26 protein-coding genes are annotated in these 23,547 nt (G+C 52.1%); 9 read left to right on the plus strand and 17 right to left on the minus strand.

Features of this window, described 5'->3' with window-relative positions:
* Window positions 1-9: 9 nt before the first annotated feature.
* A complete protein-coding gene (locus BW941_RS13910) occupies window positions 10-594 on the minus strand; it encodes a YecA/YgfB family protein (protein WP_076517063.1) in 585 nt (194 codons plus the stop codon).
* Between the two features lie 47 nt (window positions 595-641).
* Here BW941_RS13910 and BW941_RS13915 point away from each other — a divergent pair, with 47 nt between their 5' ends.
* Window positions 642-1,346 carry a M48 family metallopeptidase gene (locus BW941_RS13915; RefSeq protein WP_084188990.1) on the plus strand — a complete coding sequence of 235 codons (705 nt, stop codon included), beginning with the start codon at window positions 642-644 and terminating at the stop codon, window positions 1,344-1,346.
* A gap of 32 nt (window positions 1,347-1,378) precedes the next feature.
* On the opposite strand, the gene BW941_RS13920 is transcribed toward BW941_RS13915, so the two are convergent.
* From BW941_RS13920 to BW941_RS13930, 3 genes are read right to left on the minus strand one after another with little or no spacing between them, the layout of a single operon-like run.
* On the minus strand, window positions 1,379-2,419 hold the full coding sequence (locus BW941_RS13920) for a polysaccharide deacetylase family protein (RefSeq protein ID WP_076517065.1): 1,041 nt from the start codon (window positions 2,417-2,419) through the stop codon (window positions 1,379-1,381).
* A 53-nt stretch (window positions 2,420-2,472) separates the two neighbouring features.
* Window positions 2,473-3,054 carry a DNA-J related domain-containing protein gene (locus BW941_RS13925; protein WP_076517066.1) on the minus strand — a complete coding sequence of 194 codons (582 nt, stop codon included), beginning with the start codon at window positions 3,052-3,054 and terminating at the stop codon, window positions 2,473-2,475.
* Window positions 3,055-3,082: 28 nt separating this feature from the next.
* Window positions 3,083-3,352 (minus strand): PGPGW domain-containing protein, encoded by a 270-nt coding sequence (locus BW941_RS13930; protein WP_076517068.1) that lies wholly within the window; start codon window positions 3,350-3,352, stop codon window positions 3,083-3,085.
* A gap of 80 nt (window positions 3,353-3,432) precedes the next feature.
* Between BW941_RS13930 and greB the strand changes: the two genes are divergently transcribed.
* Together greB and BW941_RS13940 are read left to right on the plus strand one after the other, a co-directional pair.
* Window positions 3,433-3,969 (plus strand): transcription elongation factor GreB, encoded by a 537-nt coding sequence (gene greB, locus BW941_RS13935; RefSeq protein WP_076517070.1) that lies wholly within the window; start codon window positions 3,433-3,435, stop codon window positions 3,967-3,969.
* 64 nt (window positions 3,970-4,033) lie between these two features.
* Window positions 4,034-4,525, plus strand: a complete 492-nt coding sequence (locus BW941_RS13940; protein WP_139325857.1) for a hypothetical protein — start codon at window positions 4,034-4,036, stop codon at window positions 4,523-4,525.
* A gap of 5 nt (window positions 4,526-4,530) precedes the next feature.
* On the opposite strand, the gene ttcA is transcribed toward BW941_RS13940, so the two are convergent.
* The 12 genes from ttcA to ccoN all read right to left on the minus strand — a co-directional run bounded on the left by ttcA (window position 4,531) and on the right by ccoN (window position 15,797).
* On the minus strand, window positions 4,531-5,493 hold the full coding sequence (ttcA, locus tag BW941_RS13945) for a tRNA 2-thiocytidine(32) synthetase TtcA (RefSeq protein WP_084188992.1): 963 nt from the start codon (window positions 5,491-5,493) through the stop codon (window positions 4,531-4,533).
* A gap of 56 nt (window positions 5,494-5,549) precedes the next feature.
* On the minus strand, window positions 5,550-6,044 hold the full coding sequence (locus BW941_RS13950; RefSeq protein ID WP_076517076.1) for a hypothetical protein: 495 nt from the start codon (window positions 6,042-6,044) through the stop codon (window positions 5,550-5,552).
* Window positions 6,045-6,298: 254 nt separating this feature from the next.
* Window positions 6,299-7,063 carry a fumarate/nitrate reduction transcriptional regulator Fnr gene (fnr, locus tag BW941_RS13955; protein WP_068437023.1) on the minus strand — a complete coding sequence of 255 codons (765 nt, stop codon included), beginning with the start codon at window positions 7,061-7,063 and terminating at the stop codon, window positions 6,299-6,301.
* Window positions 7,064-7,091: 28 nt separating this feature from the next.
* Entirely contained in the window at window positions 7,092-7,769 is a 678-nt protein-coding gene (locus BW941_RS13960; RefSeq protein WP_076517078.1) for a sulfite exporter TauE/SafE family protein, read from the minus strand.
* Window positions 7,762-7,995, minus strand: a complete 234-nt coding sequence (gene ccoS, locus BW941_RS13965) for a cbb3-type cytochrome oxidase assembly protein CcoS (protein WP_076517080.1) — start codon at window positions 7,993-7,995, stop codon at window positions 7,762-7,764. The genes BW941_RS13960 and ccoS overlap by 8 nt, the downstream gene beginning before the upstream one ends.
* A 2-nt stretch (window positions 7,996-7,997) precedes the next feature.
* Window positions 7,998-10,439 carry a heavy metal translocating P-type ATPase gene (locus BW941_RS13970; protein WP_076517082.1) on the minus strand — a complete coding sequence of 814 codons (2,442 nt, stop codon included), beginning with the start codon at window positions 10,437-10,439 and terminating at the stop codon, window positions 7,998-8,000.
* On the minus strand, window positions 10,436-10,930 hold the full coding sequence (locus BW941_RS13975) for a FixH family protein (RefSeq protein WP_076517085.1): 495 nt from the start codon (window positions 10,928-10,930) through the stop codon (window positions 10,436-10,438). The genes BW941_RS13970 and BW941_RS13975 overlap by 4 nt, the downstream gene beginning before the upstream one ends.
* Before the next feature lie 94 nt (window positions 10,931-11,024).
* Window positions 11,025-12,464 (minus strand): cytochrome c oxidase accessory protein CcoG, encoded by a 1,440-nt coding sequence (ccoG, locus tag BW941_RS13980; protein WP_076517088.1) that lies wholly within the window; start codon window positions 12,462-12,464, stop codon window positions 11,025-11,027.
* 189 nt (window positions 12,465-12,653) lie between these two features.
* On the minus strand, window positions 12,654-13,568 hold the full coding sequence (ccoP, locus tag BW941_RS13985) for a cytochrome-c oxidase, cbb3-type subunit III (protein WP_217693607.1): 915 nt from the start codon (window positions 13,566-13,568) through the stop codon (window positions 12,654-12,656).
* A gap of 2 nt (window positions 13,569-13,570) precedes the next feature.
* Entirely contained in the window at window positions 13,571-13,747 is a 177-nt protein-coding gene (locus BW941_RS13990) for a CcoQ/FixQ family Cbb3-type cytochrome c oxidase assembly chaperone (protein ID WP_068435313.1), read from the minus strand.
* 4 nt (window positions 13,748-13,751) lie between these two features.
* Entirely contained in the window at window positions 13,752-14,357 is a 606-nt protein-coding gene (gene ccoO, locus BW941_RS13995) for a cytochrome-c oxidase, cbb3-type subunit II (RefSeq protein ID WP_076517091.1), read from the minus strand.
* A gap of 12 nt (window positions 14,358-14,369) precedes the next feature.
* A complete protein-coding gene (gene ccoN, locus BW941_RS14000; protein ID WP_076517093.1) occupies window positions 14,370-15,797 on the minus strand; it encodes a cytochrome-c oxidase, cbb3-type subunit I in 1,428 nt (475 codons plus the stop codon).
* 422 nt (window positions 15,798-16,219) lie between these two features.
* Here ccoN and BW941_RS14005 point away from each other — a divergent pair, with 422 nt between their 5' ends.
* Window positions 16,220-16,873 (plus strand): alpha/beta fold hydrolase, encoded by a 654-nt coding sequence (locus tag BW941_RS14005; protein WP_076517095.1) that lies wholly within the window; start codon window positions 16,220-16,222, stop codon window positions 16,871-16,873.
* Window positions 16,874-17,144: 271 nt separating this feature from the next.
* Here the strand turns inward: BW941_RS14005 and BW941_RS14010 are convergent, their stop codons facing one another.
* Window positions 17,145-17,426, minus strand: a complete 282-nt coding sequence (locus tag BW941_RS14010; RefSeq protein WP_068435830.1) for an antibiotic biosynthesis monooxygenase family protein — start codon at window positions 17,424-17,426, stop codon at window positions 17,145-17,147.
* Between the two features lie 101 nt (window positions 17,427-17,527).
* On the opposite strand from BW941_RS14010, the gene BW941_RS14015 reads away from it, so the two are divergent.
* From BW941_RS14015 to BW941_RS14035, 5 genes are all read left to right on the plus strand, one after another.
* On the plus strand, window positions 17,528-18,490 hold the full coding sequence (locus tag BW941_RS14015) for a helix-turn-helix transcriptional regulator (protein WP_175607915.1): 963 nt from the start codon (window positions 17,528-17,530) through the stop codon (window positions 18,488-18,490).
* A gap of 477 nt (window positions 18,491-18,967) precedes the next feature.
* Entirely contained in the window at window positions 18,968-19,828 is an 861-nt protein-coding gene (locus BW941_RS14020; protein WP_084188994.1) for a helix-turn-helix transcriptional regulator, read from the plus strand.
* 251 nt (window positions 19,829-20,079) lie between these two features.
* The gene (locus tag BW941_RS14025) at window positions 20,080-21,219 is read left to right on the plus strand and encodes a DUF4268 domain-containing protein (RefSeq protein ID WP_076517100.1); all 1,140 of its coding nucleotides are present in this window, start codon (window positions 20,080-20,082) and stop codon (window positions 21,217-21,219) included.
* Window positions 21,220-21,237: 18 nt separating this feature from the next.
* Window positions 21,238-21,828 carry a hypothetical protein gene (locus BW941_RS14030; RefSeq protein WP_076517103.1) on the plus strand — a complete coding sequence of 197 codons (591 nt, stop codon included), beginning with the start codon at window positions 21,238-21,240 and terminating at the stop codon, window positions 21,826-21,828.
* Between the two features lie 172 nt (window positions 21,829-22,000).
* The gene (locus BW941_RS14035; RefSeq protein ID WP_076517105.1) at window positions 22,001-23,512 is read left to right on the plus strand and encodes a sigma-54 interaction domain-containing protein; all 1,512 of its coding nucleotides are present in this window, start codon (window positions 22,001-22,003) and stop codon (window positions 23,510-23,512) included.
* The last annotated feature ends 35 nt before the right edge of the window (window positions 23,513-23,547 follow it).

Raw genomic sequence — 23,547 nt, forward strand, 5'->3', positions numbered from 1 at the left:
TCGGAAAGATCAGGCGGCGCCGTGCATCATCAGATAAAGTTCGACGACTGCCGCAGGAATGTTGGCGCACATACGGTCGGACAGGTCAGCATCTTCATCGATATCCGCCATTTCTGGCTCTTCCATAAACAGCCCTGATGCATACATGATCGGGAACAGGTGCTGAGCCACGATTTCTTCACGTTCGGCGTACCAGGCCTCTTCGTTCAGAAGAACGGCTGACATAAAGCCCATTGCCCAGCTTTCGAGTGGTGGTTCGTTTTCATCGTCGATCAATGTCAGATCCGTAGGGACGGGAAAGTCCTGACCGGAATCCAGCCACGCCTGTATCTCTTTCGACAGCTGGCTCATCAGGGTATCAACTTCCTGACGTTCCGCTTTCGAGAAACCGGGCTGTGCTTCAAACGCACAATCCCATAGGGTTTGCTGGTCCATGCCAGAGGCACCCGAAGGGCCCGTCAGAAGGCCGGTAATGAAACCGTGTACAGCAAAGAAATCAAAGCTATCGTTGCGCTCTGCTTCGTCTTCAAGCAGAGTGCCGAGTCGTTCGAGTTCTTCTTCGGTAAGGGCTGGGATACTATTCAGATCAGTCATATATTCAGAAATCAGATTTACTTAATTCGGGCAATCGTATCAGGCTTATGAGACAGCGGAAATCCTACCGGCAGGAATTATGGTTAGATGTCGCCGGAGAACAGGTAAAAGTACTGCTGAGTGCGTCCGTCCGGAAGTCGATTCGCCTGCAAGTGAACTCAGAAGGTGACGTTGATATCCGAGTGCCTGTCGGTACACCTAAGAGCGATGTACTGACCTTTGTACGTCGTCATGAAAGCTGGCTGAGCGAGCGCCGTGAGGCGGTGAAGGAACGCGATCGTAAGCGTGCGGCATCGGTCACTTTATATGGCCGTGAACTGCCCATTATGGAAAGTGCGCTAGGTGAATTTCTGGTCACTGATCAGCAAGTATGGATGCCACTGGAGTGGTCGCAGGAGAAACGCGACAAGGCGCTCGACAAATGGCAGCGAGAAGAAGCACGCCTCTGTTTCACGCGCTTAATCGAACAATGGTGGCCACGTTTCACCAAACCCGGCCGTGAGCGTCCCGTGTTGCGCGTAAAGCGGATGCGTACGCGTTGGGGCAGTCTCTCAAAGAAAGGCTACATCAACCTGAATCTGGCTCTTCTGTCGCTGCCTGAGGATCTTATTGAGCTGGTGGTTGTTCACGAGCTGTGTCACCTCGAGCATTTTGATCATGGCCCAGGGTTCAAAGCCTGTATGACATCTTGCTTACCGGACTGGCGTGCGCGCGACAAGCGAATCAATCAGGCAGGCCTGATGCTGCTTTAAGGTAGGCACCAGGTCACCTGCAATACTCTTTCTTATCGATTGCTGACGTCTGTGTTCACCCACAACTGCGAATACCAGTAGAAACGGCCAGGTTGGCTCAGACTGGGAGCAGTGCAGTTATAGCGGCCCCGGCCAGCGGTGATGGCATCCGGTTGCTGCATCTTCACGGTCATGGTTTTACCTTGGACAGACGTTTCTATATCCAACTCTCCAGCGCCGGCGGCATAGCATTGCAGTTGCGCGGGCCTGAAGTCGTTCACATCAATAGTCAGTGTGAGTTCTGGTGGGTTATTTTCCAGTACGGGGTCTCGCACCTGATCGGCTGAAATCGAAAACGGCAGGCTCATAAGCTTGGTCGCAAGAGTGTCTGTGTTGGCATACGCCCCTGAGGCCGGGAAGCGCGCTATGACCTGCGGATGAGCGCTCTGACCAACGGCGCCGCTCTGTTGACCGAAAGCAATGTAACCATGATCCTCCAGCCATTCGGCCATCTCCAGTGTGTACTCGCCGTAGGGATAGGCAAACATACGTGTTGATGATCCGGTCTCTGCTTTAATACGTGCTTCCGCTTGTTTGATTTCGTTTTCCCACCAGTCTTCGGCATCCTGACCTTCAGGGGTTTCCAGTAAGTAAGGGTGACTGCGTGTATGGTTGGCGATGACAGCTCCACCGTCTTTAATCTCGCGAAGCTGATCCCAGGTCATCATGTCGGCGTATTTCTTATCTACCGGGTCCGTACTGGTGAACATAGTGAATGACCAGCCGCGTTTCTTAAGTTCTGGCCAGGCATTCTCGTAGACCGACAGATACGCATCATCGAACGTAATAGCAACGGCTCGTTCGGGTAAGGGCTCGCCGGTCATGATCGACTGGAGTGCTTCTTCGAGGTTCACCACGGTCATGTTTTTTTCTTCCAGCAAGGTCATATGTTCGCGGAAGACCTCGGGTGTCACACTGGTAATGGCCGGGGTCGAAGCATTGACGTGGTGGTACTGCAGGATCACCAGTGCGTTTGCCAGGCCCGGAAACAGGGCACTCATAATGAATACAGCAAAGATCAATCGGTGCGTCATAAGGTCCTCAGAGTTGGCTCTCTATTCGTAATAGCTTCTATCGTGGTCAGCTGTTAGCCGTGCCGATAGCGTAATCGTTGATAGGCGGAGCTGACTTTGCGGAAGGTCTCTGCGTCGCCGCCTTTGTCTGGATGATGCTGACTCGCCAGCCGTCGGTATTGCTGTCGGATGGTACTGAGATCTACCGGAGGCGTCAGCTCAAGCACTGCCAGATCATTGTCGTAATGTTCTGGTATGACCATGCGCTGCCAGAAATCGTTCAACAGGGCATCGACGCTGGCCTGATCTGTATCCAGATTGTTCAGATCGAGGTAATACCCAGCGAGTGCATCGTGTTGGTCGGGCAGGTCGCTCCCGCTGTCGGTTTTTAAAGGAACGAGTCCGATATCCAGTGCACTGATCTGAAGGTAACCCCGCGCATCCTCAAGCCAACGATTTCGCAATCGATACAGGGCATGCATGACGATGAAGTTAGCCCGGAAAAGAGTCATAGAATCGCTCAGGGCATCTTCACGAAATATGCCTTGCTCTGGGGCCTGTAACCACCGGATCAGTTCGTATTCCGGGCACCGGTGTCCATCGGCAAGGTAAGTCGCTAAAAGATCGGTGACCAGATTGAGAGTGTCTTCTTCCATGCACACAAGTTAGCACAGAGAGGCGCGGTCAGCTTCTTCTATCCGGGTCGGTTTCTTCAATCACGCGCCGGACGAACCCGGGCAGTCGTGGACTGATGTGATTCAGACGCTGAGAGGTAATGGGGTAGCGTCGGCGAATGCGCTTCAGATAGCGTGCAAGTGCGGGGATTGCCGGCACGAGCAGCGAAACGCCAAGGATGATCATCAGTAAACCAACGGGTACAGGCAATGGTAGAACGAGTAGACCGGCAACGATCAGTAGGGCGCCGCCGACAAGAGTTACACTGCGTCGGATCATTAGTTATGCTTTAGAAAAGCCTCAAAGGGCGCGTGCAAGTAGTGTGTGCGCTCAAACTACTGACCAGATGTTGCAATACGATGACCGAAAATAAAAAGCCGCTGCCGCGCCGGGCGCACCTGATTACACCGGGCGGGCTGAAAGCTCTTGAAGACGAGCACGATTTTTTATGGCGCCGCGAACGCCCGAAGGTAACCCAGGAGGTCTCTGACGCGGCTAAGCTCGGAGACCGCTCCGAGAACGCTGAATATATTTACGGTAAAAAGCGCCTGAGACAGATTGATAGTCGTCTTAGGTTTCTCGGCAAGCGTATTGAGGCAGTCACCGTAGTCGATCGCCCGCCCACAGATCTGGATAAGGTTTTCTTCGGTGCCTGGATCGAACTGGAAGACGAAGAGGGCGAGATCCTGCGTTACCGGATTGTCGGGGAAGATGAGATCGACTTGCCGCATGGTTATATCAGTGTCGATGCGCCGCTGGCCCGCGGCTTAATCGGTAAGTTCGTTGATGATGAGGTGACGGTGCGTCTGCCGAAAGGTGAGACGACGTACTTTATTGCTAAAGTACAGTACGAGCGGCCTGACTGGGATAAGCGGCCCACACCCGAGTTCTCGTAAGTGATCCCCGTACGGGAATATGACGCACGGGCAGGTATGAACTAGTCTTGAGCAAAGGAGGTGCATGATGATGCAACGATGGCTGCTTACGCTGCTCGCTATACCGGCACTGGCTCTGGCCGATAATCACGTGGATCACGGTTCAGATTCGAACCCAGATACTAAAGATGCGCTGTCAGAAGCCTATGTGATGCCGGTCTGGGTCGATGCTGTGACTCAGGTTTGCCCATGGAAATCGGAAGATGCTGAAGGCTATATTCGTCTGATCCGTAAACAGAACGACGATGGCAGTCACGGGCTGTTCGTACAATGGCTAAGAAAGGGTATTGCAGGAGCTCCGACGGCTGCGGTATCTACGCTGGCCGTCGAGTCTCTCGAAAAAGACTATCTGGTCAGAATTGAAATGCCGCAGCCGACACTGGCTCGTGATGCTTGCCGCCTGAAGGCGATGGCCGAAGATATGATGAATGAGCGACGTTATGAATTTGACCTGCTACTCCGTGGTCCCGGCGACATGCAGGTCAATATTACGCGTATGCTTGGCGGCGGAGTCTGAGCGGGTCAGTCGTCCGATGCCAGAAGGTCAATGCGGGCACCGAGGTGGCTCTTATCCTGCTCATCCTGCAGGCCTTCGAAGTTCCACAGTTCGCGATCGCCCAGCTGTGATGGCGCAACGTTACAGACAGCGGCAAAGATGTTTTCACTGCGCCCTGGTTGTTCTTTTTCCCACTGAGCCAGCATTCCTTTGATGTTCTGACGCTGCAGGTTTTCCTGAGAACCACACAGGTTGCATGGAATGATCGGGAATTCTTTCTCGATGGCAAACTTCTCAATGTCTTTTTCTTTGCAGTACGCCAGAGGACGGATGAGAACGTGTTTTTTGTCGTCGCTGAGCAGCTTGGGCGGCATGGCCTTGAGTTTGCCCCCGTGAAACATATTCAGAAACAGAGTTTCGATAATGTCGTCACGGTGATGACCCAATGCAATCTTGTTGGCGCCAATGGATTCCGCATAGCCATACAGAGTACCGCGGCGTAGTCGTGAGCACAGGCCGCAGGTGGTTTTTCCTTCAGGGATGATCTCTTTAACGACGCTGTAGGTGTCTTTCTCGATGATATGGTAGGGCACGCCCACCTGTTCAAGGTAAGCTGGCAGGATGTGCTCAGGGAAGCCTGGCTGCTTCTGATCCATATTGACGGCGATCAGTTCGAAGTTGACGGGCGCGCTCTTTTGCAGGCTCATCAGAATTTCCAGCATGGTGTAAGAGTCCTTACCACCCGACAGACACACCATGATTTTGTCACCGTCTTCAATCATCCGGTAATCTTCGATGGCTTTGCCAACGTTACGACGAAGGCGCTTCTGGAGCTTGTTGAATTCGGTTCTGGATTTGCGTTCAGCTTGATTGGCTGCAGCTTCAGTAGCTTCTGTAGATAGCTCAGCGGCCGCTGGATCGAAGATCTCAGGCTTATAGCCTTCTTCAGGTTGCGAAACAGCAGATTCAGACACGTTCAATTCAGACATACAACACCCCATGCGTAGGGTGCGCTTTATATCAGAATGCGGTGCTTATATAAACATCAGGCCACCGCGTCACTGGATTCAACCAGTTCTTCATAGCGCTGTACGAAGTCCTGTACGGTCAGGTCGTCACGGGTGTGATAACAGTTTTTCCAGAGCGTTGCCAGATGCAGCACACTGGCGCCACGGGGCAGAGTGAACTGAGGGTGGCGAACGTAGGCGAGCCAGGTAACAGCGGTCGCATAGGCGAGGTTTGTTGTTAGTTCAGCGTGCGGGTTCTCCAGGAATTCCCGTTGGCTGGCAATGCCTCGCACTTTACTGGCCAGTTCTGGCCGCTCTGCAAGATAGTCATCCCAGATATGCCGGTGCGTCAGGCCGTGCAGCCGGTAAATACCTGATGTGCGCTGCCCCTCTGTTTTCAGGAATGAGCCCAGCTCAGACTCGATAGCCGCAGTGCCTAACAGCAGGAGCTCTGCGTCGGCGCTGTAGGCTTCCAGTTTCTGCAGTGTCGGACGAATAACGTACGTCCGGAAATCATCAGCATCTATACCCATCAGAAACTCCAGAGGGTGTAATTTTGGCAGTCTCAATAACATCAGCAATAAGCGTACCTGAATAGCTGCCGGTATAGGCAACGCCTGTTATCAGATGTTTACTCAATAGTACTGCCCAGTACGTTAAGCATAGTGATGCAGGTCTCAGGGGGAAGCAAATATTTGCGCACTGTGACCAATGTCTGATATTGCGAGCGAAAAGAGGATGAGCACGGTCCGTGTGCTCATTGGGATGCTAAAAGCCAGAATCTAATTTAGCTTTCAGCCTGATGCAGACACTCATCGTTGGCGCGTGTCAGTCCCGCGAGATCATACAGGGTATCGCTGTCTTTCAGGATGATTTCTTTGCCCTGAGTTTCGATCAGTTCGTTTTTCTGGAAACGAGTAAATACACGGCTGATGGTTTCTACTGCCAGGCCCAGGTAGTTGCTGATGTCGACACGAGACATGGGAAGGCGGAAGTGAGTCGCTGAGAATCCACGGCGTTGATAACGTTGCGAAATATCCAATAGAAAAGAGGCAACGCGTTCTTCAGCGTTCTTTTTACTTAAAAGCAGCATCATGTTCTGGTCGTGACGGATTTCAGTGCCCATGGTGGTCATCAGCTGACGACGCAAATCAGGTAGCTCATCCGCCAGTTGTTCAAGCTGCTGCAACGGAATTTCACATACTGTTGTGGTTTCGAGGGCTTTTGCTGTCAGCGGGTAGGTCCCGGCGTTGTAGCCAGATAGACCAATTAACTCGCTGGCGAGGTGGAAACCTGTGATCTGTTCTTCGCCGTTACTTGCCAGGGTGTATGTTTTCAGTGCGCCGGTACGAACCGCAAATACAGACTGAAATTCCGTGCCTTGCTGAAACAGCAGTTGGCCTTTCTGGATCGGGCGGCCGCGGCGAATGATGTCGTCGAGGCGCTCCATATCACTTTCGGTCAGAGAGAGTGGCAGACACAGAGCATTCAGTGAGCAGGTCTGACAATGAGGCTGTGCTCCACGCAGAGGAGCATTAACTGACGTTTTCATAGGCAAGAACGATCTCTAAAACTTTAGATCAAGCGGCTGCGAACATGGCTGGATGCCACACGGAGGCCAAAGTCCAGCAACCATAACCGATCAATAATAGGCCCGCAATATTTCGCGCCCACTGGTGACGAATAATGTTCATCACGGATGCAGACGCCAGCCCAGCAGACAAAATAGCGGGAAAGGTCCCCAGACCAAAAACAAACATAGTCAGAGCCCCCATGGCGGGCTGCCCATTGGCTGCTACCCAGCTCAGAGTGCTGTATATGAGCCCACACGGCAACCACCCCCATAACATACCGAGAAGCCACTGGCTGGCGGGGTCTGAACGGCCCAGGCGTTTCTGGGCGTGGGGTTGAATTCTGCGCCAGAACAGTTGGCCAATTTGCTCAATGCGGGTGAGCCACAGTGCCCAGCGCGCGACGTATAGCCCCATCAATATCAGCATGACGCCTGCAATTGAACGTAGTGTGATCATCAGAGCTTCGTGCAGACTGGACAGCCACAGCCCGAGACTACCGACGATCAGGCCTGCGAGGGTATAACTGGTGATGCGGCCCAAATTGAACAGTAACGAAGCCCGGACTCTGTGCTGGGTGTCGAGTTGCCCAGCTGCCGCGGCAACTCCGCCACACATGACCAGGCAATGGCTGGCGCCAAATAAGCCTAGAAGGAGCGCGGTAAGAAGGGATAAGGGTTCAGTCATTCTTGGATTTTTCGGGCTCGCCGTCTGACTCTGAATCCGCGTCTGAATCGGTCTCAACGCTATCTTCGCGGCGCTCGTTCAGGTACTCATCGTCGTCGAAGAGTATTTTATGCGCGGGCGAATCGAGGTCATCAAACTGGCCGCCTTTCACAGCCCAGAAGAAGATGGCAACTGCAATGGCGAGCAGAGCAATCGACAGGGGAACCAGTACGTAAATAATATCCATGATCAGCTCTCAGCAGTAAGTGCAGGTGGGCGACGGGTCAGTCGCAGAGCATTCAGAACGACAAGTAGGGAGCTGAATGACATGCCAATGGCCGCGGCCCAGGGCGGAACCAGACCGGCCGCCGCAAGTGGTAACGCTATCAGGTTGTATAGTAACGCCCAACCGATGTTCTGACGAATGACATTGCGGGTTTTGTGGGAGACTGATAACGCATCAGCAATGACTTCAAGGCGACCATTCGTCAGCAGGGTATCTGCATTGGTTTTCGCCAGATCTGTGGCTTCATTCACAGCAAGAGAAACATCTGCGCCCGCAAGCACTGGAACGTCATTTATACCATCTCCTACCATAAGAACGGTATCGCCCTGTTTTTGCCACTCGCGCACAATCGCCAGCTTATCCTCAGGGCTGAGGCCATTGCGCACGTCTGGAATACTGAGTTCGTCAGCGACGAGTGTCGCAGACCTTGAAGGATCGCCGGTCAGCAGTGCGACTTCAATACCACGGGTTTTCAATGTTTCAATTAATGGGCCTGCGCTGCGGCGCACGGTATCGTTCAGAAGAAACCAGGCCAGGGGCTGCTTATCATCGGCAAGCAGTAACCACTGCCCCGATGCGCTATCTGGCGGCAGAATTCCCTCCGGCCAGACGAAATCCGGGCGACCAAAACGGAATCTGTAGCCATCAACCTGACCACTGACGCCCTGACTCGGGTGGTGCTGAATATCTTCGGTAGGTAGGACCGGGTAGTGACGGAAGGCTTTCGCAATCGGGTGGCTGGCATGTTGTTCAAGAGATGCGACTACCGAGGCCAGAGTATCCTGATCCAGCTCGAGGTTATCTTCTGTACCGCCCGCAACAGGGCGGACTTCCGTCAGTGTCAGGTGCCCCAGAGTCAGGGTGCCTGTTTTATCGAACACTACGCGGTTCACTGACTGCAGGGTTTCCAGAACATGGCCTTTACTGATTAATAGTCCGCGCTCGCGCAGCGCCGTTGTTGCCGCTGTCAGGGTGGTTGGCGTAGCAAGTGACAGGGCACATGGGCAGGTAACGACGAGAACAGAGAGTGCGATAAAGAAGGCATGGGCGTTGCCCTGAAACATCCAGTAGCTGAACACCGACGCAGAGATAATCAGAACCGCGGCAACGAAACGGCTGGCGATGCTATCGGCTATAAGAGCAACTTTTGGCTTCTCCTGCTGCGCACGATCCATCAGTCGAACGATGGTTGATAGCTGCGCATCGGCGCCGGTGGCCGTGACTTCCATGACGAGTGGGCTTTCGACGTTAATAGTACCGCCGATCAGTGTGTCACCGGCTTGCTTGTTCAGTGGCATATACTCGCCCGTCAGTGCTGATTCGTCGACGGTGCTTTGTCCTTCAATCACCACGCCATCCGCGGGGACTGGATACCCTGGCTTCAGGAGCAGGCGGTCGCCGGTTGAAATGTCGCCAGCGGCAATGATTTCTTCACCATCCTGCGTTTGTTTCATCGCCACATTCGGCAGAAGTGTCATCAGGTTGTTGCCTGCTTTACCCATTCGATGACGGGCGCGCATCTCCAGAAAACGTCCGAGCAGCAGCAGGAATGTGAACATACAGACAGAGTCGAAATAAACTTCAATGCCCTGGTTGAACGTGCTCCAGATACTGGCGCAGAAAGCGAGAATAATCGCCAGCGACACAGGCACATCCATGGTCAGGTGGCGTGTCTTTAAATCGCGTATCGCCGCATCAAAGAACGGTCGGGCGCTGTATAGCACGACCGGCAAGGTCAGAATCATTGACGCGAAGCGCATAAATACTTCGTACTGCTCTGCCATGCCTGCATACAGGGGCACCGCAAGCATCATCACCTGCATCATGCCTATACCGGCGACGGCGAGCCGCCGGATCGCTTTCTTGCCCTCACGCTCGCGCTGCGCGTCGTCTTCCGTTGATGAAAACGGTGCGGCTTTGTAGCCGAGGCGATAGATGGCTTCGAATATCTGGGAGAGCGCGATGTCGGTGCTATTCCAGGCAACGACAAGACGATGGTTCGAGAGGTTCAGTGTCGCCCGTTCGACACCTTTGAGTTGATTAATTCTGTGCTCAATCAACCAGGCACAGGCGGCACAACTGATTCCGTCGATAATCAGTGTCGCTTCTTTCTGCTCTCCCTGCGTTGCAACAAACTGCTTCTGCAAGGCTTCGCTGTCATACAGGCTGAGAGACTCGCGAGCGGTCAGGACTTCATCGTCTTCGTTCGCAGGCGATATCTGTGGGAGTTCTGTGCGGTGGCGATAGTAATCTTTAAGACCAGAAGCAACGATGGTTTCGGCCACGGCTTTACAGCCTGGGCAGCACATGGGTTCTTCTTTACCATCGATGATGGCTGTCCACTGCTGACCTGCTTTCAGCGGTTCACCGCAGTGAAAGCAGGGCGTGCGAAGGCTTTGCGTCATTGAGTGACTGTCTGAATCTTCTTACCGTTTTCGATGACTGTACGCGCAGTAACGCGCCATTCCTGATCCGGGCTGGTCAGCCAGATAACCCGCTTCTGTGGCAGCTCCAACTCATTGGCGGCAACGTACTGACCACCCGGAGTGCGCTGCAGAAACAGAGTAAGGTCACGATCTTCTAGTGTCGGGTGAATCAACTGAAGCTGCAGAGAGCCAGGATCTTCATCGGCAATGGATGTCGCGTTTACGATAATTTCGTCTTCGGTGAAGGTCAGGTCTGCCTGAACATTGAGGCGGCGGGCGCCCTCATGAAATCGCAGATCCTGCGTATAGCTCATGCCGTCCTTGTAGTAACTATTACTCACGAGCGAGTCTTTGGTGTCGAGTGCGAGTGACAACATGATGAAGCCCCATACTACAGCGGCGAGCGGTACGCCGATGACAAGCAGCATCATGGGTTCTTTGTACCAAGGGGTCGTCTTTTCGCTAGTCATGCAAGGTATCCAGGGGAAAAATGAAAAATCGCCCAAGTGTAACTACTTGGGCGATGGGGCTCCAGTGCTTCTGTGTCAGGAAGTTATATGACGTTCAGATCGCTCTTGGTGCGATAAAACGGCTTTCTTCCCGGGTCACTTCCTCACCGGTCTCTTTGTTGACGATGACGAATTCAATGTCCGTTTTACTGGCCGAGGTTTTCACTTCGTCCGGGTCGATCTCAAGGTTGATGGTGGTCTCTTTCAGTTCGTTAACGCTGAGTTCGTACTCAGTGTCGCCAAGCAGTTTAATTCCATCAAGACCGTCGACGCTCAGGACATAAGTGTGTGACTCCTGAGACATATTCATCATCTTCAGTGTGTAGGCATTCTGAATCGTATCGTTCACCGTGACCTGATAGAGGCGACCTCGGTCGCGCTCGATATCCAGCTCAAACGGTGTGCGGTCGAGGATTGCGTACCCCAGACCACCCATCATCAGAACCATGGCACCGGCATAGCCAAACAGGCGAGGGCGCAGAATGTGGGTCTTCTTACCTTCAAGCTCGTTCTCTGTGGTGTAGCGGATCAGACCTTTTGGCTTATCGAGTCTTTCCATGATGTCGTCGCAGGCGTCAATACAAAGCGCACAGCCAATGCACTGGTACTGCAGCCCATCGCGGATATCAATGCCGGTCGGACACACCTGAACACACATAGAACAGTCGACACAGTCACCAAGTTGCTGAGTATCGCCTTCCGCCTTTGCTTTTTTACTGCGCTTGCCGCGTGGTTCGCCGCGATTAAAGTCGTATGAAACCGCAAGCGTGTCGTTGTCATACATCACTGACTGGAATCGTGCGTATGGGCACATGTAGATGCAGACCTGCTCACGCATCCAGCCCGCGTTCAGGTAGGTAGCAACGGTAAAGAAACCGATCCAGAAGATGGCCCAGGCACCGACGTCTCCGAAGGTGAAAATATCGACAACCAGCTCGCGAATCGGAGTGAAGTAACCAACGAAGGTGACACCTGTCCAGAAGGCAACAATGAGCCAAGCGATGTGCTTAATACTCTTCTTACGCAGTTTCTCTGCCGACATCGGCGCTTTATCCAGCTTCATCCGCTGGTTGCGGGTACCTTCAGCGCGTTCTTCGATCCACATGAAAATAAACGACCACGCCGACTGCGGGCAGGTGTAGCCGCACCAGATCCGCCCCGCAAAATTGGTAATCGTAAACAGACCGAAAGCACAGATGATCAGCGCCCAGGACAGCAGCATGAAATCCTGAGGCCAGAAAGTGACGTTGAATATGTGGAATTGACGCGCCGGAAGATCGAACAGTACTGCCTGACGGTCACCGATATTGATCCAGGCTGTGCCAAAGTACCCGAGCATCAGTGCCCAGAGAGACCAGGTGCGTAGCTTCTGAAAGAAGCCTTCAACTTCGCGGACGTAGATTTTCTCGCGCTTCTGATACATGTTGACGGTGTCTGAGGCTTTGTCAGATTTCTTACTGGGCGGGGTGACGTCTTTGACCGGGATTTTACTCATAACTACTGATCACCTTGTTGCTGGGGTGAGTTCGGAATCAGTGACGCTGATTCTCGTTTTAGACAACTCTTATATAACGAGTTGATTATATAGTTTTTGGTCGTAGGTCGGGATAAAAAAAGCGGCCCGTAGGCCGCTTTTTCTTGTTTTCTTGCTCTAGCTCAAGAGGGGAGCGGAGCCCCCGCTTGATTACTTGTCTTGCGAAAGAGAGTAGACGTACGCAGACAGAACGTGAACTTTCTCTTCGCCGAGGGTCTCAGCCTGGGCAGGCATTCTGCCGGCACGACCGTAGCGGAGAGTGGTTTCGATCTGCTTGGTAGAACCACCATAGAGCCAGATTTCGTCAGTCAGGTTAGGTGCACCAACGAGGTGGCTACCTTTACCGTCTGCACCGTGACAAGCAACACATAGCATGTCGTACTGTGGCTTGGCTTTAGCCGCTGCCTCTGCATCGTGCTCAAGGCCTGACAGGCTACGAACGTATTGAGCCATGTCTTTGGTGCCTTGTTCACCCAGAGCGGCTTCCCACGCAGGCATTGCTGCCTGACGACCATACATAATGGTCTGCTTGATCTGTGCAGGCTCGCCACCGTACAGCCAATCGTGGTCTGTCAGGTTCGGGAAGCCTTGTGCACCCATAGCGTTAGAGCCGTGGCATACCGCGCAGTAACTCTTGAACAGTCGACCGCCGGTCTGCATCGCTTCTTCGTTCTGAGCAAGCTCAGTGATTGGCGTAGCAAGGTAGCCTGCGTACAGAGGAGCGATCTTCTCATCGAAGGCCTGAACTTCGGCTTTCCACTGGTTAGTCTGTGTCCAGGTAACGTCTTCGCCGTCAACTTTAACGGTACCGAAACCGTCGAAGTTTGCCAGGCCGTAGATACCGATGTAACCGAAACCGAATACGATGGTTGCCCAGAACATACCTACCCACCAACGTGGCAGTGGGTTGTCCAGTTCTTCGATACCGTCGTAAGAGTGGCCGGTAGTTTCGTCTGTTTCTTCTTTCTTCTGACCTTTACTGGTGTAAAGGATCAGGATACCGCAGGCAATCATGGACCCGATGACAATCGCCTGGACCCAGAAACTCCAAAATGAGCTCAACATAATTATTTACTCCGATCTTTATCGTCGTCCGCGGGCATTTCTGTGTTATCCCGGAAAGGGATATCGCCATCATCCTTGAAGCGCTGCTTACGGCTGGAACCGTAAGCCCACCAGATGATGCCCATGAAAGCGATCAGAGCGAATACTGATCCAAGGCCGCGAACGTCGTTAATATCCATAGGGTTACCGTTTAGTGACGACTGTGCCCAGCTGCTGCAGGTAAGCAACCAGAGCTTCGATTTCGGTGACACCGTCAACCGCGTCTTTTGCACCTTCAATGTCTTCGTCTGTGTACGGTACGCCGACCATACGCAGAGCTTTCAACTTGTTAGGTGTATCACGACCGTCAACCTTGTCTTCAAACAACCATGGGTAAGATGGCATTACAGACTCAGGTACAACGTCACGCGGGTTGTACAGGTGCGCACGGTGCCACTCATCCGAGTAACGACCACCCACACGGGCCAGATCAGGACCAGTACGCTTAGAACCCCACAGGAATGGGTGTTCGTAAACGTGTTCACCTGAAGTAGACGGAGGACCATAACGCTCAGTTTCTGCGCGGAACGGACGAACCATCTGGGTGTGACATACCGCGCAACCTTCACGCATGTAGATGTCACGACCTTCAACCTGAAGTGCAGTCAGCGGCTTCAGGCCTTCAGCAGGTTGTTGAGTGTTCTTATCAAAGAAGAGTGGAACAATCTCAGCGAGCCCCGCCCAGCTCAGAGCGATAACAATCATTACCACCATGAGTGGTAAGTTCTTTTCAATAGTTTCGTGCTTCATTTACCAAACTCCTTAAGCGTGTGCCGCAACCGCAGCTTCTTTCTTAGCTTCGCGGGTGGTCATGAACACGTTGAACAGCATGATCAGCATACCGGTCAGGAAGAAAGCACCGCCCAGTACACGAACCACGTAACCGCCATGAGAAGCTTCAACAGATTCAACGAAGCTGTAGGTCAGAGAACCGTCTTCGTTCACTGCACGCCACATCAGACCCTGCATGATGCCGTTCACCCACATTGCTGCGATGTACAGAACAGTACCGATGGTCGCCAGCCAGAAGTGAACATTGATCAGGCCGATAGAGTACATCTGGCCCGCTTTACGACCGAACATAATAGGAATCAGGTGGTACAGAGCACCGATAGATACCATCGCAACCCAACCCAGAGCGCCTGAGTGTACGTGACCGATAGTCCAGTCAGTGTTGTGAGACAGCGCGTTAACAGTCTTGATAGACATCATCGGGCCTTCGAAGGTAGACATACCGTAGAAAGACAGAGAGACAACCAGGAAGCGCAGGATAGGGTCAGTACGCAGTTTGTGCCATGCGCCTGACAGCGTCATCATACCGTTGATCATACCACCCCACGAAGGAGCCAGCAGGATCAGAGACATAACCATACCTGAAGTCTGAGCCCAGTCTGGCAGAGCAGAGTAGTGCAGGTGGTGAGCACCAGCCCAAACGTAGATAGAAATCAGTGCCCAGAAGTGAACGATCGATAGACGGTAAGAGTAAACCGGACGACCCGCCTGCTTAGGCACGAAATAGTACATGATACCCAGGAAGCCTGCAGTCAGGAAGAAACCTACCGCGTTGTGGCCCCACCACCATTGAATCATGGCGTCTACGGTACCCGCCCATACAGAGTAAGACTTGGTCAGTGACACAGGCACTGCCAGGTTGTTACCCACGTACAGGATCGCAATCATGATCATGAATGCAGCGAAGAACCAGTTAGCAACGTAGATGTGGCTTTCTTTACGGATAGCCAGCGTGCCAAGGAAGTTAATCACATAAGAAACCCAGACCAGAGTTACCAGGATGTCGATTGGCCATTCCAGTTCTGCGTACTCTTTAGTAGAGGTCAGACCCATAGGCAGAGTGATGGCTGCTGCAACGATCACTGCCTGCCAGCCCCAGAAGGTGAAGCTTGCCAGAGTGTCTGAGAACAGACGGGTACGACATGTGCGCTGAACAATGTAATAGGAGGTTGCGAACAGAGCGCAGCCGCCGAAGGCGAAAATCACCGCATTGGTGTGAAGAGGACGCAGACGTCCGAAAGAGAACCAAGGGGTATCGAAGTTCAGTTGAGGCCATGCCAGCTGAGCAGCGATGAGTACACCGACTGCCATGCCAACAACACCCCAGACAACAGTCATGATGGCAAACTGTCTTACCACCTTGTAGTTGTATTCTGGATGGTCAAATGCTGTGCTCATGATCAGATTCCATTAAACAGCGAGGGTTAGAGGGTTAAAAAATCGGCGCAATTATCGTCGCTGGCATCCCCATTTGCAAATAATCCATGTAAAAAAAGTGCCATAAATACAGCGGCTTAGGGCAGTTTTTACACGAATGATAATCAAATGAGAATCAATCGTATTGACGTTCGGTTGGAAATCTGACAGTTTTACGTGCCTCGCCAGGACATAAAATTCAGCCCCAACCTGCGCATACTCCAATTTTACCGCACTTCGGCAGCCCAATTGCAGCCCCTGCATGGTATTACTGTCGTAAACAGGAGTATTGACCCAGCTCAAGCCTTGACGCAGAACGCCTGAAAGCCAGAATACGCGCCGTCAGAACCACGAATTAACAAGCTTCAGAAGTGTCAGTCAGAAGAATAGAAGAGGAGCACCATATGGCCAGTGAACAGACTCAGGAAATACTCGACTCCATCACCGTTGATGGAAAAGAGGGCCTGCCGACGCTGATATTGGCGCACGGTGCAGGTGCAGACTCATCAAGCGAATTCATGACTGACATGGCCGGTAAGATCGCGGCGCACGGTATTCGCGTGATGCGTTTTAACTTCCCGTACATGATTAAGCGCATACAAGACGGCAAGAAACGACCACCAGACCGCGCACCAAAACTCATTGATGCCTACGCAGAACTTATTGAAGAGCTGGATATTCCATGCGTAATTGGCGGTAAAAGCATGGGCGGGCGTATCGCTAGCATGCTTGCTAACGGAAGTGATGTGCCTACACGGGTGCAAGGTTGCGTCGCATTGGGTTACCCATTCCACCCGCCGGGGAAACCGGACAACCTGAGAACAGAGCACTTGCTAGCACTTAAAACGCCGGCGTTAATTGCGCAGGGCACACGCGATGCGATGGGAACAAAAGAAGAGGTATCGGGTTACGGGTTAGATAAAACACTCGAACTGGTCTGGCTCGAAGACGGAAACCACGACCTGAAACCAAGAAAGGCATCGGGTTTTACCCATGATGCCCATCTTCAAGCAACCGCAAAACACGTCGCCGACTTCGTAAAACGCCTTATACCGTAGGAGTGCTTCAGCCAGCTTGCCTAGCTATGCGCGAAATATGCGCGAGCCGGTCGGTGTTTGCTGTGGGAGCGAATCAGCCGAAGGCTATTCGCGAAACCCATACGTGTAGAAGAGGGTCATACCCGCAGACCAGTGCCTAGAGGTACAGCCTCTTTGCAGGAGTGCTTCAGCCAGCTTGCCTGGCTATGCGCGAAATATGCGTGAGCCGGTCGGTGTTTGCTGTGGGAGCGAATCAGCCGAAGGCTATTCGCGAAACCCATACCTCTGCGCATCACGCCGTCAGAATCGTGATCTTCTCCTGCGTCTCCAGAATCGGCTGAATCGACGCAATCACATTGGCACGCTCTGGCGACTTAGCCCAGGTCTGCCAGGCTTCAACGCTCGTCCAGTTAGTGATAATCATCCGACGGTTCTCTTTCTTCACATCTTTATAGCTGGCACCTGACACATAGCCCGGCGCCTCGAGAATCGCACGCAAGGTGTTCTTAACCGCAGCTTCATAAGTTGTTTCCATATCTGCGGCAATCTCACGCTCGATAATCACTTTAATCATTACAGGGGCTTCCTTCTGATGTTTCTTAATATCAAGTAAGGTATGGGCCGATGGTGTGTATTGCAACCACGAAAACCCAAAAAGCGGAACAAAGAACAAATATGGCCAGCAGCGACCTGATTCAGCGACTCCACCGCCTGTTCTCTGAACAGACAACGGGCCTCAATACCATGATGCTCGCCGCAGAAACCGGCGTTGGCCCGGCTGAGCTACAAAGTGCGTTGCAACAACTCAAAAGCGACTACAACGCACCTCTGGAATACGACAACGACAGCCGCACTTACCGCTACCGTAAAACCCAGGAGCAAAGCTTCGAACTCCCGGGCCTGCAACTTACCGCGACCGAACTGCGTGGCTTAGCCATCGTTCTTAACATACTTAATGACCTGAACCCCGGGCAGGGCAGCAGCGAACTGAATCGCATTCATGAACAAGTATCGCGCCTGACAGAAGAGCGCGGTGTTGACCTTAGCGAACTGACACAACGCATTCGCATCCTCAGTGCCACGCGCCGTCCGGTAAACCAGAACATCTACCAACAAGTCAGTGACGCACTGTTCGCGCGAAAACAACTGCACATCCATTACGTTGCGAGTGACCAGAGCCTGAGTGAGCGCAATGTCAGCCCACAAACGCTGGTTTATTACCGAGACCACTGGTACCTCGACGCCTGGTGCCACAAGCGCCAGCAGCTACGCACTTTTATGCTCAGCCGCATTAACAGTGCGTATCAAACCAATGAGGGTGCCAAAGAGTTTGAGCAGAGCGAACTCAACGACCACTTCCATAACAGCTATGGCATCTTCTCTGGCGGCGAACAACACACTGCTGAACTCATCTTTATGCCCGGAGCCGCCCACCTCGTTGCGCAACAGCAATGGCACCCCGATGCCAAAGGCCAGTGGAAAGGCGGCGAATACCACCTCAGCCTGCCGTACAATGACCAGCGTGAATTACTCAGAGACATGCTCTCTTATGCACCCAACGTCATCATCACAGCCCCCGAAGACCTCAAAGCCGCGTACCGAAAACGCCTGCAGGAAGCCCTGAACCGTAACCTGTAATTCGTATCTCATTGTTGGCACTGCATTCTTATTTTGATTGTAGGAGGGGATCATATCCCCGACCTGTGCCTCGAGGTTAGTCTTCCTTGTAGGAGCGCTTCAGCCAGCTTGTCTTGCTATGCGCGAAATCCGCGTGAAACTGCTCTGTGTTGATTGTGGGAGTGAATCAGCCGAAGGTTAATCACAAGACCCATATTTGTAGGAGGGGATCATATCCCCGACCTGTGCCTCAAGGTTGGGCTTCGCTGTAGGAGCGCTTTACCCAGCTTCTGGGGCTATGCACGAAGGTCACTGTGCCGATTGTGGGAGTGAATCAGCCGAAGGCTATTCGCGATAGTCTCCATCATACCGCTTGATATACATCGCCCCCTGATTGCGTTGCACAGGTAAAACACGCCAATTCAATAACATTGTCAATTGCCCCTTAACCTGTCCTGTCAGTCTGATACCATGCCCGAACAATAAAGAGGACATGGAATGCCCGAACTCAAAAAAGGAAATACTCCCAACACGCCCCCTTCATATCGAGACAGACAGGCCTTTCGCCTGATAGAGCTCGTTGCACTCTGGAAAGGTCGGGTAACTTCGAAGACGATCGAAGATGCCTTTTCTTGCTCCCGAAGCACCGCCACAAGAATCCGCAATGACTATCTGGCTGCCTGCCCGAGTAACTTATCCTACTGTGATAGCAATAAAGGGTATTTACCTTCGGATGACTTTCAGTCTTCGTTCTGCAGTGGCTCGCTCGAAGAATATGCACAGCTTCGCTCACTAGAAGGGGCTAAATTTCCCGCACAACTGAGTCATCAGTTGCAGCGTAGGCCAGATCCAGCCATCGTGCGACCGATTCTAAATGCAATTGATAAGCGGGAGAGGCTTGATATCAGCTATGCCTCATTTACATACCCAAAAGATGGCGATCGTATTATCAGCCCACATTCACTTGTGAATGATGGAGCTCGCTGGCATGTACGTGCATGGTGCGAAAAAAATCAGGATTTCCGGGATTTCGTACTTTCCCGTATCCAGGAAATTCACGGAACTGAAGGCCCGGCAGAGAAAACTGAACCTGATGATCTCGCTTGGAATAAAACTCTGACAGTTTCTATAGAACCGGATATGCGTCTATCCGATGCGCAGCGGGAGCTTGTCGCTCTGGACTACGACATGAAAGAGGTGGGGGCTGGAAAATATCAGCGTGACTACGAGATTCGACAGGCACTACTGATTTATACACTTCAGAATTTACGCCTCGACCGCACCAGAGAGCGTGGCGAAGCGCAACAAATAATGCTCACATCAGAATGCCAGCGCGCGTTGGCATCATATCTCCCCTGATAGATTGATTGCGGACATGTATGAAAATAAAACATGTTTTTCTGTACAGTCATTGAGTGTGAATCATTAAATCGATGTAATGATCCGGCATTGGATGCAGGCAGGATGCCACCGCAGTTTAAAGGGCTTTTATAGGGGAAGTACCTTTAACATAACGCGGGCCTTAAACCGTAAGGACGCGAAGGCACGAAAGGAAGCAGGCCAGGGAAGGCCAATAAAAAATAGAAAACATACGGAAAAAGAGACTCATCATGGCTATATACACTATTGATAGCAGTAATCAGAACACTCCACTTGAGTTGCTGGAGCCGGCGACATTTGCAGCACTTGATTATAAAGAGCGAAACGACATCCAGGAATGGATCGACAAGACTCCCGGCTGTCTCGGTGAGCCACTTCTGATGCTCGGAAAAGAATTCGATGGCTTTGATAAATCCCGTGACCGCTTGGATCTGCTTGCAATGGACGCCAGTGGCAACCTTGTCGTTATTGAAAACAAACGGGACGACAGTGGTAAAGATGTTGTCGGTCAGGCCATTAAATATGCCGCATTCTGCTCGACACTGTCAGAGCAGGACATTATAAAGATTCACAGTAAAAAGTTCTCCAATAGCGACGACAGCCTTCAGTCTGCACGAGACGATATTGAAAGCTTTCTCGCTGAAGAGCAGGAATACGATAGTGAACTGGGATACAACCACGACCAGCGCATTATCATAGTGTCTGGCGGATATAAACCAGAAGCCATCAGCGCAGCGGTGTGGGTGCTTGAGAAAAATATCGACATTACCCTCATCAAACTCGACATCTACGAGATAGGTGAAGATGCCAATAAGACTCAGTTGATCAACATCGACAGAATCTTGCCAAGCGCCGACCTGTCCAACGAGCTGGTACGCCTGAAAACCGAACAGCAGCGAACCCGCTCCGCATCGCAGCGGGCAGCGCTTCATATGCAACTCTGGTCAGAAATTCAGCAGCGCTTGAATGATAGTGGCATCAATCTGTTCTCTGTAGAAACCATCAGTGATCGCCCGTATTTCAACGGCAAGAATATTCGCGGCGGCTTGTCTATCAATATGGGTCTGAACGATAAGGATGCCCGAGTGGAAGTACGTATCCGGATGAACAAGGCAGGCGCGACAGCGAAAATATTCGATTGGTTACAGGGCCACAAAAACGACATCGAAAAAGCGCTTTCCGGCTACAGGGTTTCCTGGGAGCCAGAGGCAGAACGAAAGGCCTGTCGTGTTGCTATTCGTTGGGAGATCGATCTGAAAGACGAATCAACGCACGAAAAGCTCATTGAACAAATGGTGGAGCGTACGCAGAAGTTTCATCGAGTGTTGCGCCCGATTCTGGAAGAGGGGCTTAACACATTAGGGCTGTAAAGTAGTCAGAATCTGTCAATGAAAGGTGAATTAACGATGAACGGCTCTGCAAAAAACTGTTTGTTAATACTATTGACGATATGTTCTGTGGCTATCGCATCTTCTTCTATACTCGCATTCTTTGTTGTTCCTCATGGTTGGATCAAAGCGTTAGTAATAGTGACGGTAGTTTTTTTGCTGGTTTCTGTCGTTACACCTTTGACGGTTTTAATGGATAACCCCTCTGGCCCGACTGCAGATTTTTTCGAAATCAACAAGCCGCTGCCGCTGACGTTTGAAGTAATTACAGATCATATAAGTCGCGTGGCGCTATGGGCTGTCCTGCTGGTTGCAAGCGGCGGAATCCTTAAACAAGCGTTTCTGGCAGGGATTCTCAACGCTGGTTGGTTTGGTCTGGGAGCCACTGCACTTGTTGTTCTTTACATCTCCATTCTTGTTCTGAACGGCATCGTTTTCCTTAGGCGGACTGTCACATTGAAAGAAGGCGTAACTACTAAGCAGAGAGCCTTGTTCAGTTTCGGGTACGGCGTTGTCTTTCTCGGTATCTGTTCGCTATCAACACACTTCGCACTCGCGAGTCTAGAAGGTTACGTAGATTATCTTGGCTAAATGAAACCTAACGGCCTTAGCTAAACAGTTGAGCCAACAGCGCCAATTACCACTTACCCTGTGAGAACAGTCTGGTACGATGCGGTATGCCAAAGCAGTAAGGACACGGAATGCCAACCCCAAACATGCAAGAGAAAGCCTGTCAGCAACAGAGCCAACGCAGGCTGATACAATGAATAAGCACATACTCATCAGTTGGATAGGCGCCAACGACCTGAAAGCCGTTGAAAATGTGCAGAGTGAGGTTTCTAGCGAATCTCTAGGCCCTCTGGCATCCACTCTGTCCGAACGCGTCTTCGACTCGGTCGAACTCATCTATAACTACCCGAAGAAGCGCGTCGCACCCTACATCAAATGGCTGAAAGCCCGCTGCAAGGCCCCGATTACAGCCACGCATGTGACCCTGACCTCACCGACCAACTTCGGCGAAATCTACGAGCAGGTCAATTCGCGCCTGGACGAACTGACTGCACACAAAACCGAGCTTTCGGTCCTGCTCAGCCCGGGCACCCCAGCCATGCAGGCGGTGTGGATTCTGCTGGGTAAAACCCGCTATCCGTGTGCGTTTATTCAATCGTCAAAAGAGCAGGGCGTTCAGGATGTCGATATCCCATTTCAGCTGGCGGCTGAATATATCCCGGCTGCGAAGCAACTCAATGCAAAACGCATTAACAAGCTGGCTGATACCAGTGCTCCGCTCAATGCTGCATTCGATAACATCGTTACCAAAAACCCGAAAATGCTGAAGCTCAAGCAGCAGGCCCAGATCCTTGCAGAGCGCGAAGTGCCAGTGCTGATCTATGGCGAATCCGGTACCGGCAAAGAGCTGTTCTCCCGTGCGATTCACAATGCAAGTAAGCGCGCGAAGAAGCCTTTCATCCCGATCAACTGCGGGGCGATTCCGGCAGATCTCGTTGATTCGGTTCTGTTTGGCCATAAAAAGGGCGCGTTTACCGGCGCTACAGCAGATAAACCGGGCGTATTTGAACAAGCCAATGGAGGCACACTGTTTCTCGATGAGTTCGGCGAGCTCGAACCACAAGTTCAGGTGCGCTTGCTGCGCGTGTTACAAGACGGCACATTCACACCGATAGGTGGCACCAATGAACAGAAGGTCAACGTCCGCCTGGTTACAGCAACACACCGAAACCTGATGGAAAAAGTTGCCGAAGGCAGCTTCCGCGAGGACCTCTTCTATCGTATTGCTGTAGGTGTATTGCATCTGCCCCCAATTCGCGAGCGGGAAGGTGACCTCACACTGCTGGCAAAGCAGCTACTGGCTAATTTGGCAGAAGAAGATGAAAGCCTGAAGGATAAGAAAATTTCTCCTGATGCATTAAATATTATCCTTGCACATGCTTGGCGGGGGAACGTCCGAGAGCTTCAATCGACGCTGTTGCGTGCGGCGCTGTGGTGTCAGGGTGATGAGATAACCGCCGCAGACTTGCGCCAGGCGCTGTTTCAGATGCCGGAAAACGGTTCGGGTCGTGAAGGGGTATTGAGTCACGATGTGTCTCAAGGCATTGATTTAGATGAATTAATTGGTGATCTTACGCGTCATTATGTGCCTATGGCATTCGACGCGGCGAAAGGTGTGAAGAAGGAAGCGGCGAGGCTTCTGGGCTTGGAAAATCATCAGACTCTGGATAACCGGATGACAAAGTACGGCATTACCAAACCGTAAACACAGAATTGGCACGGGCTTCGCTATAAGCCATA

This window comes from Thalassolituus maritimus (assembly GCF_900156675.1).
GTDB lineage: Bacteria > Pseudomonadota > Gammaproteobacteria > Pseudomonadales > Oceanobacteraceae > Thalassolituus > Thalassolituus maritimus.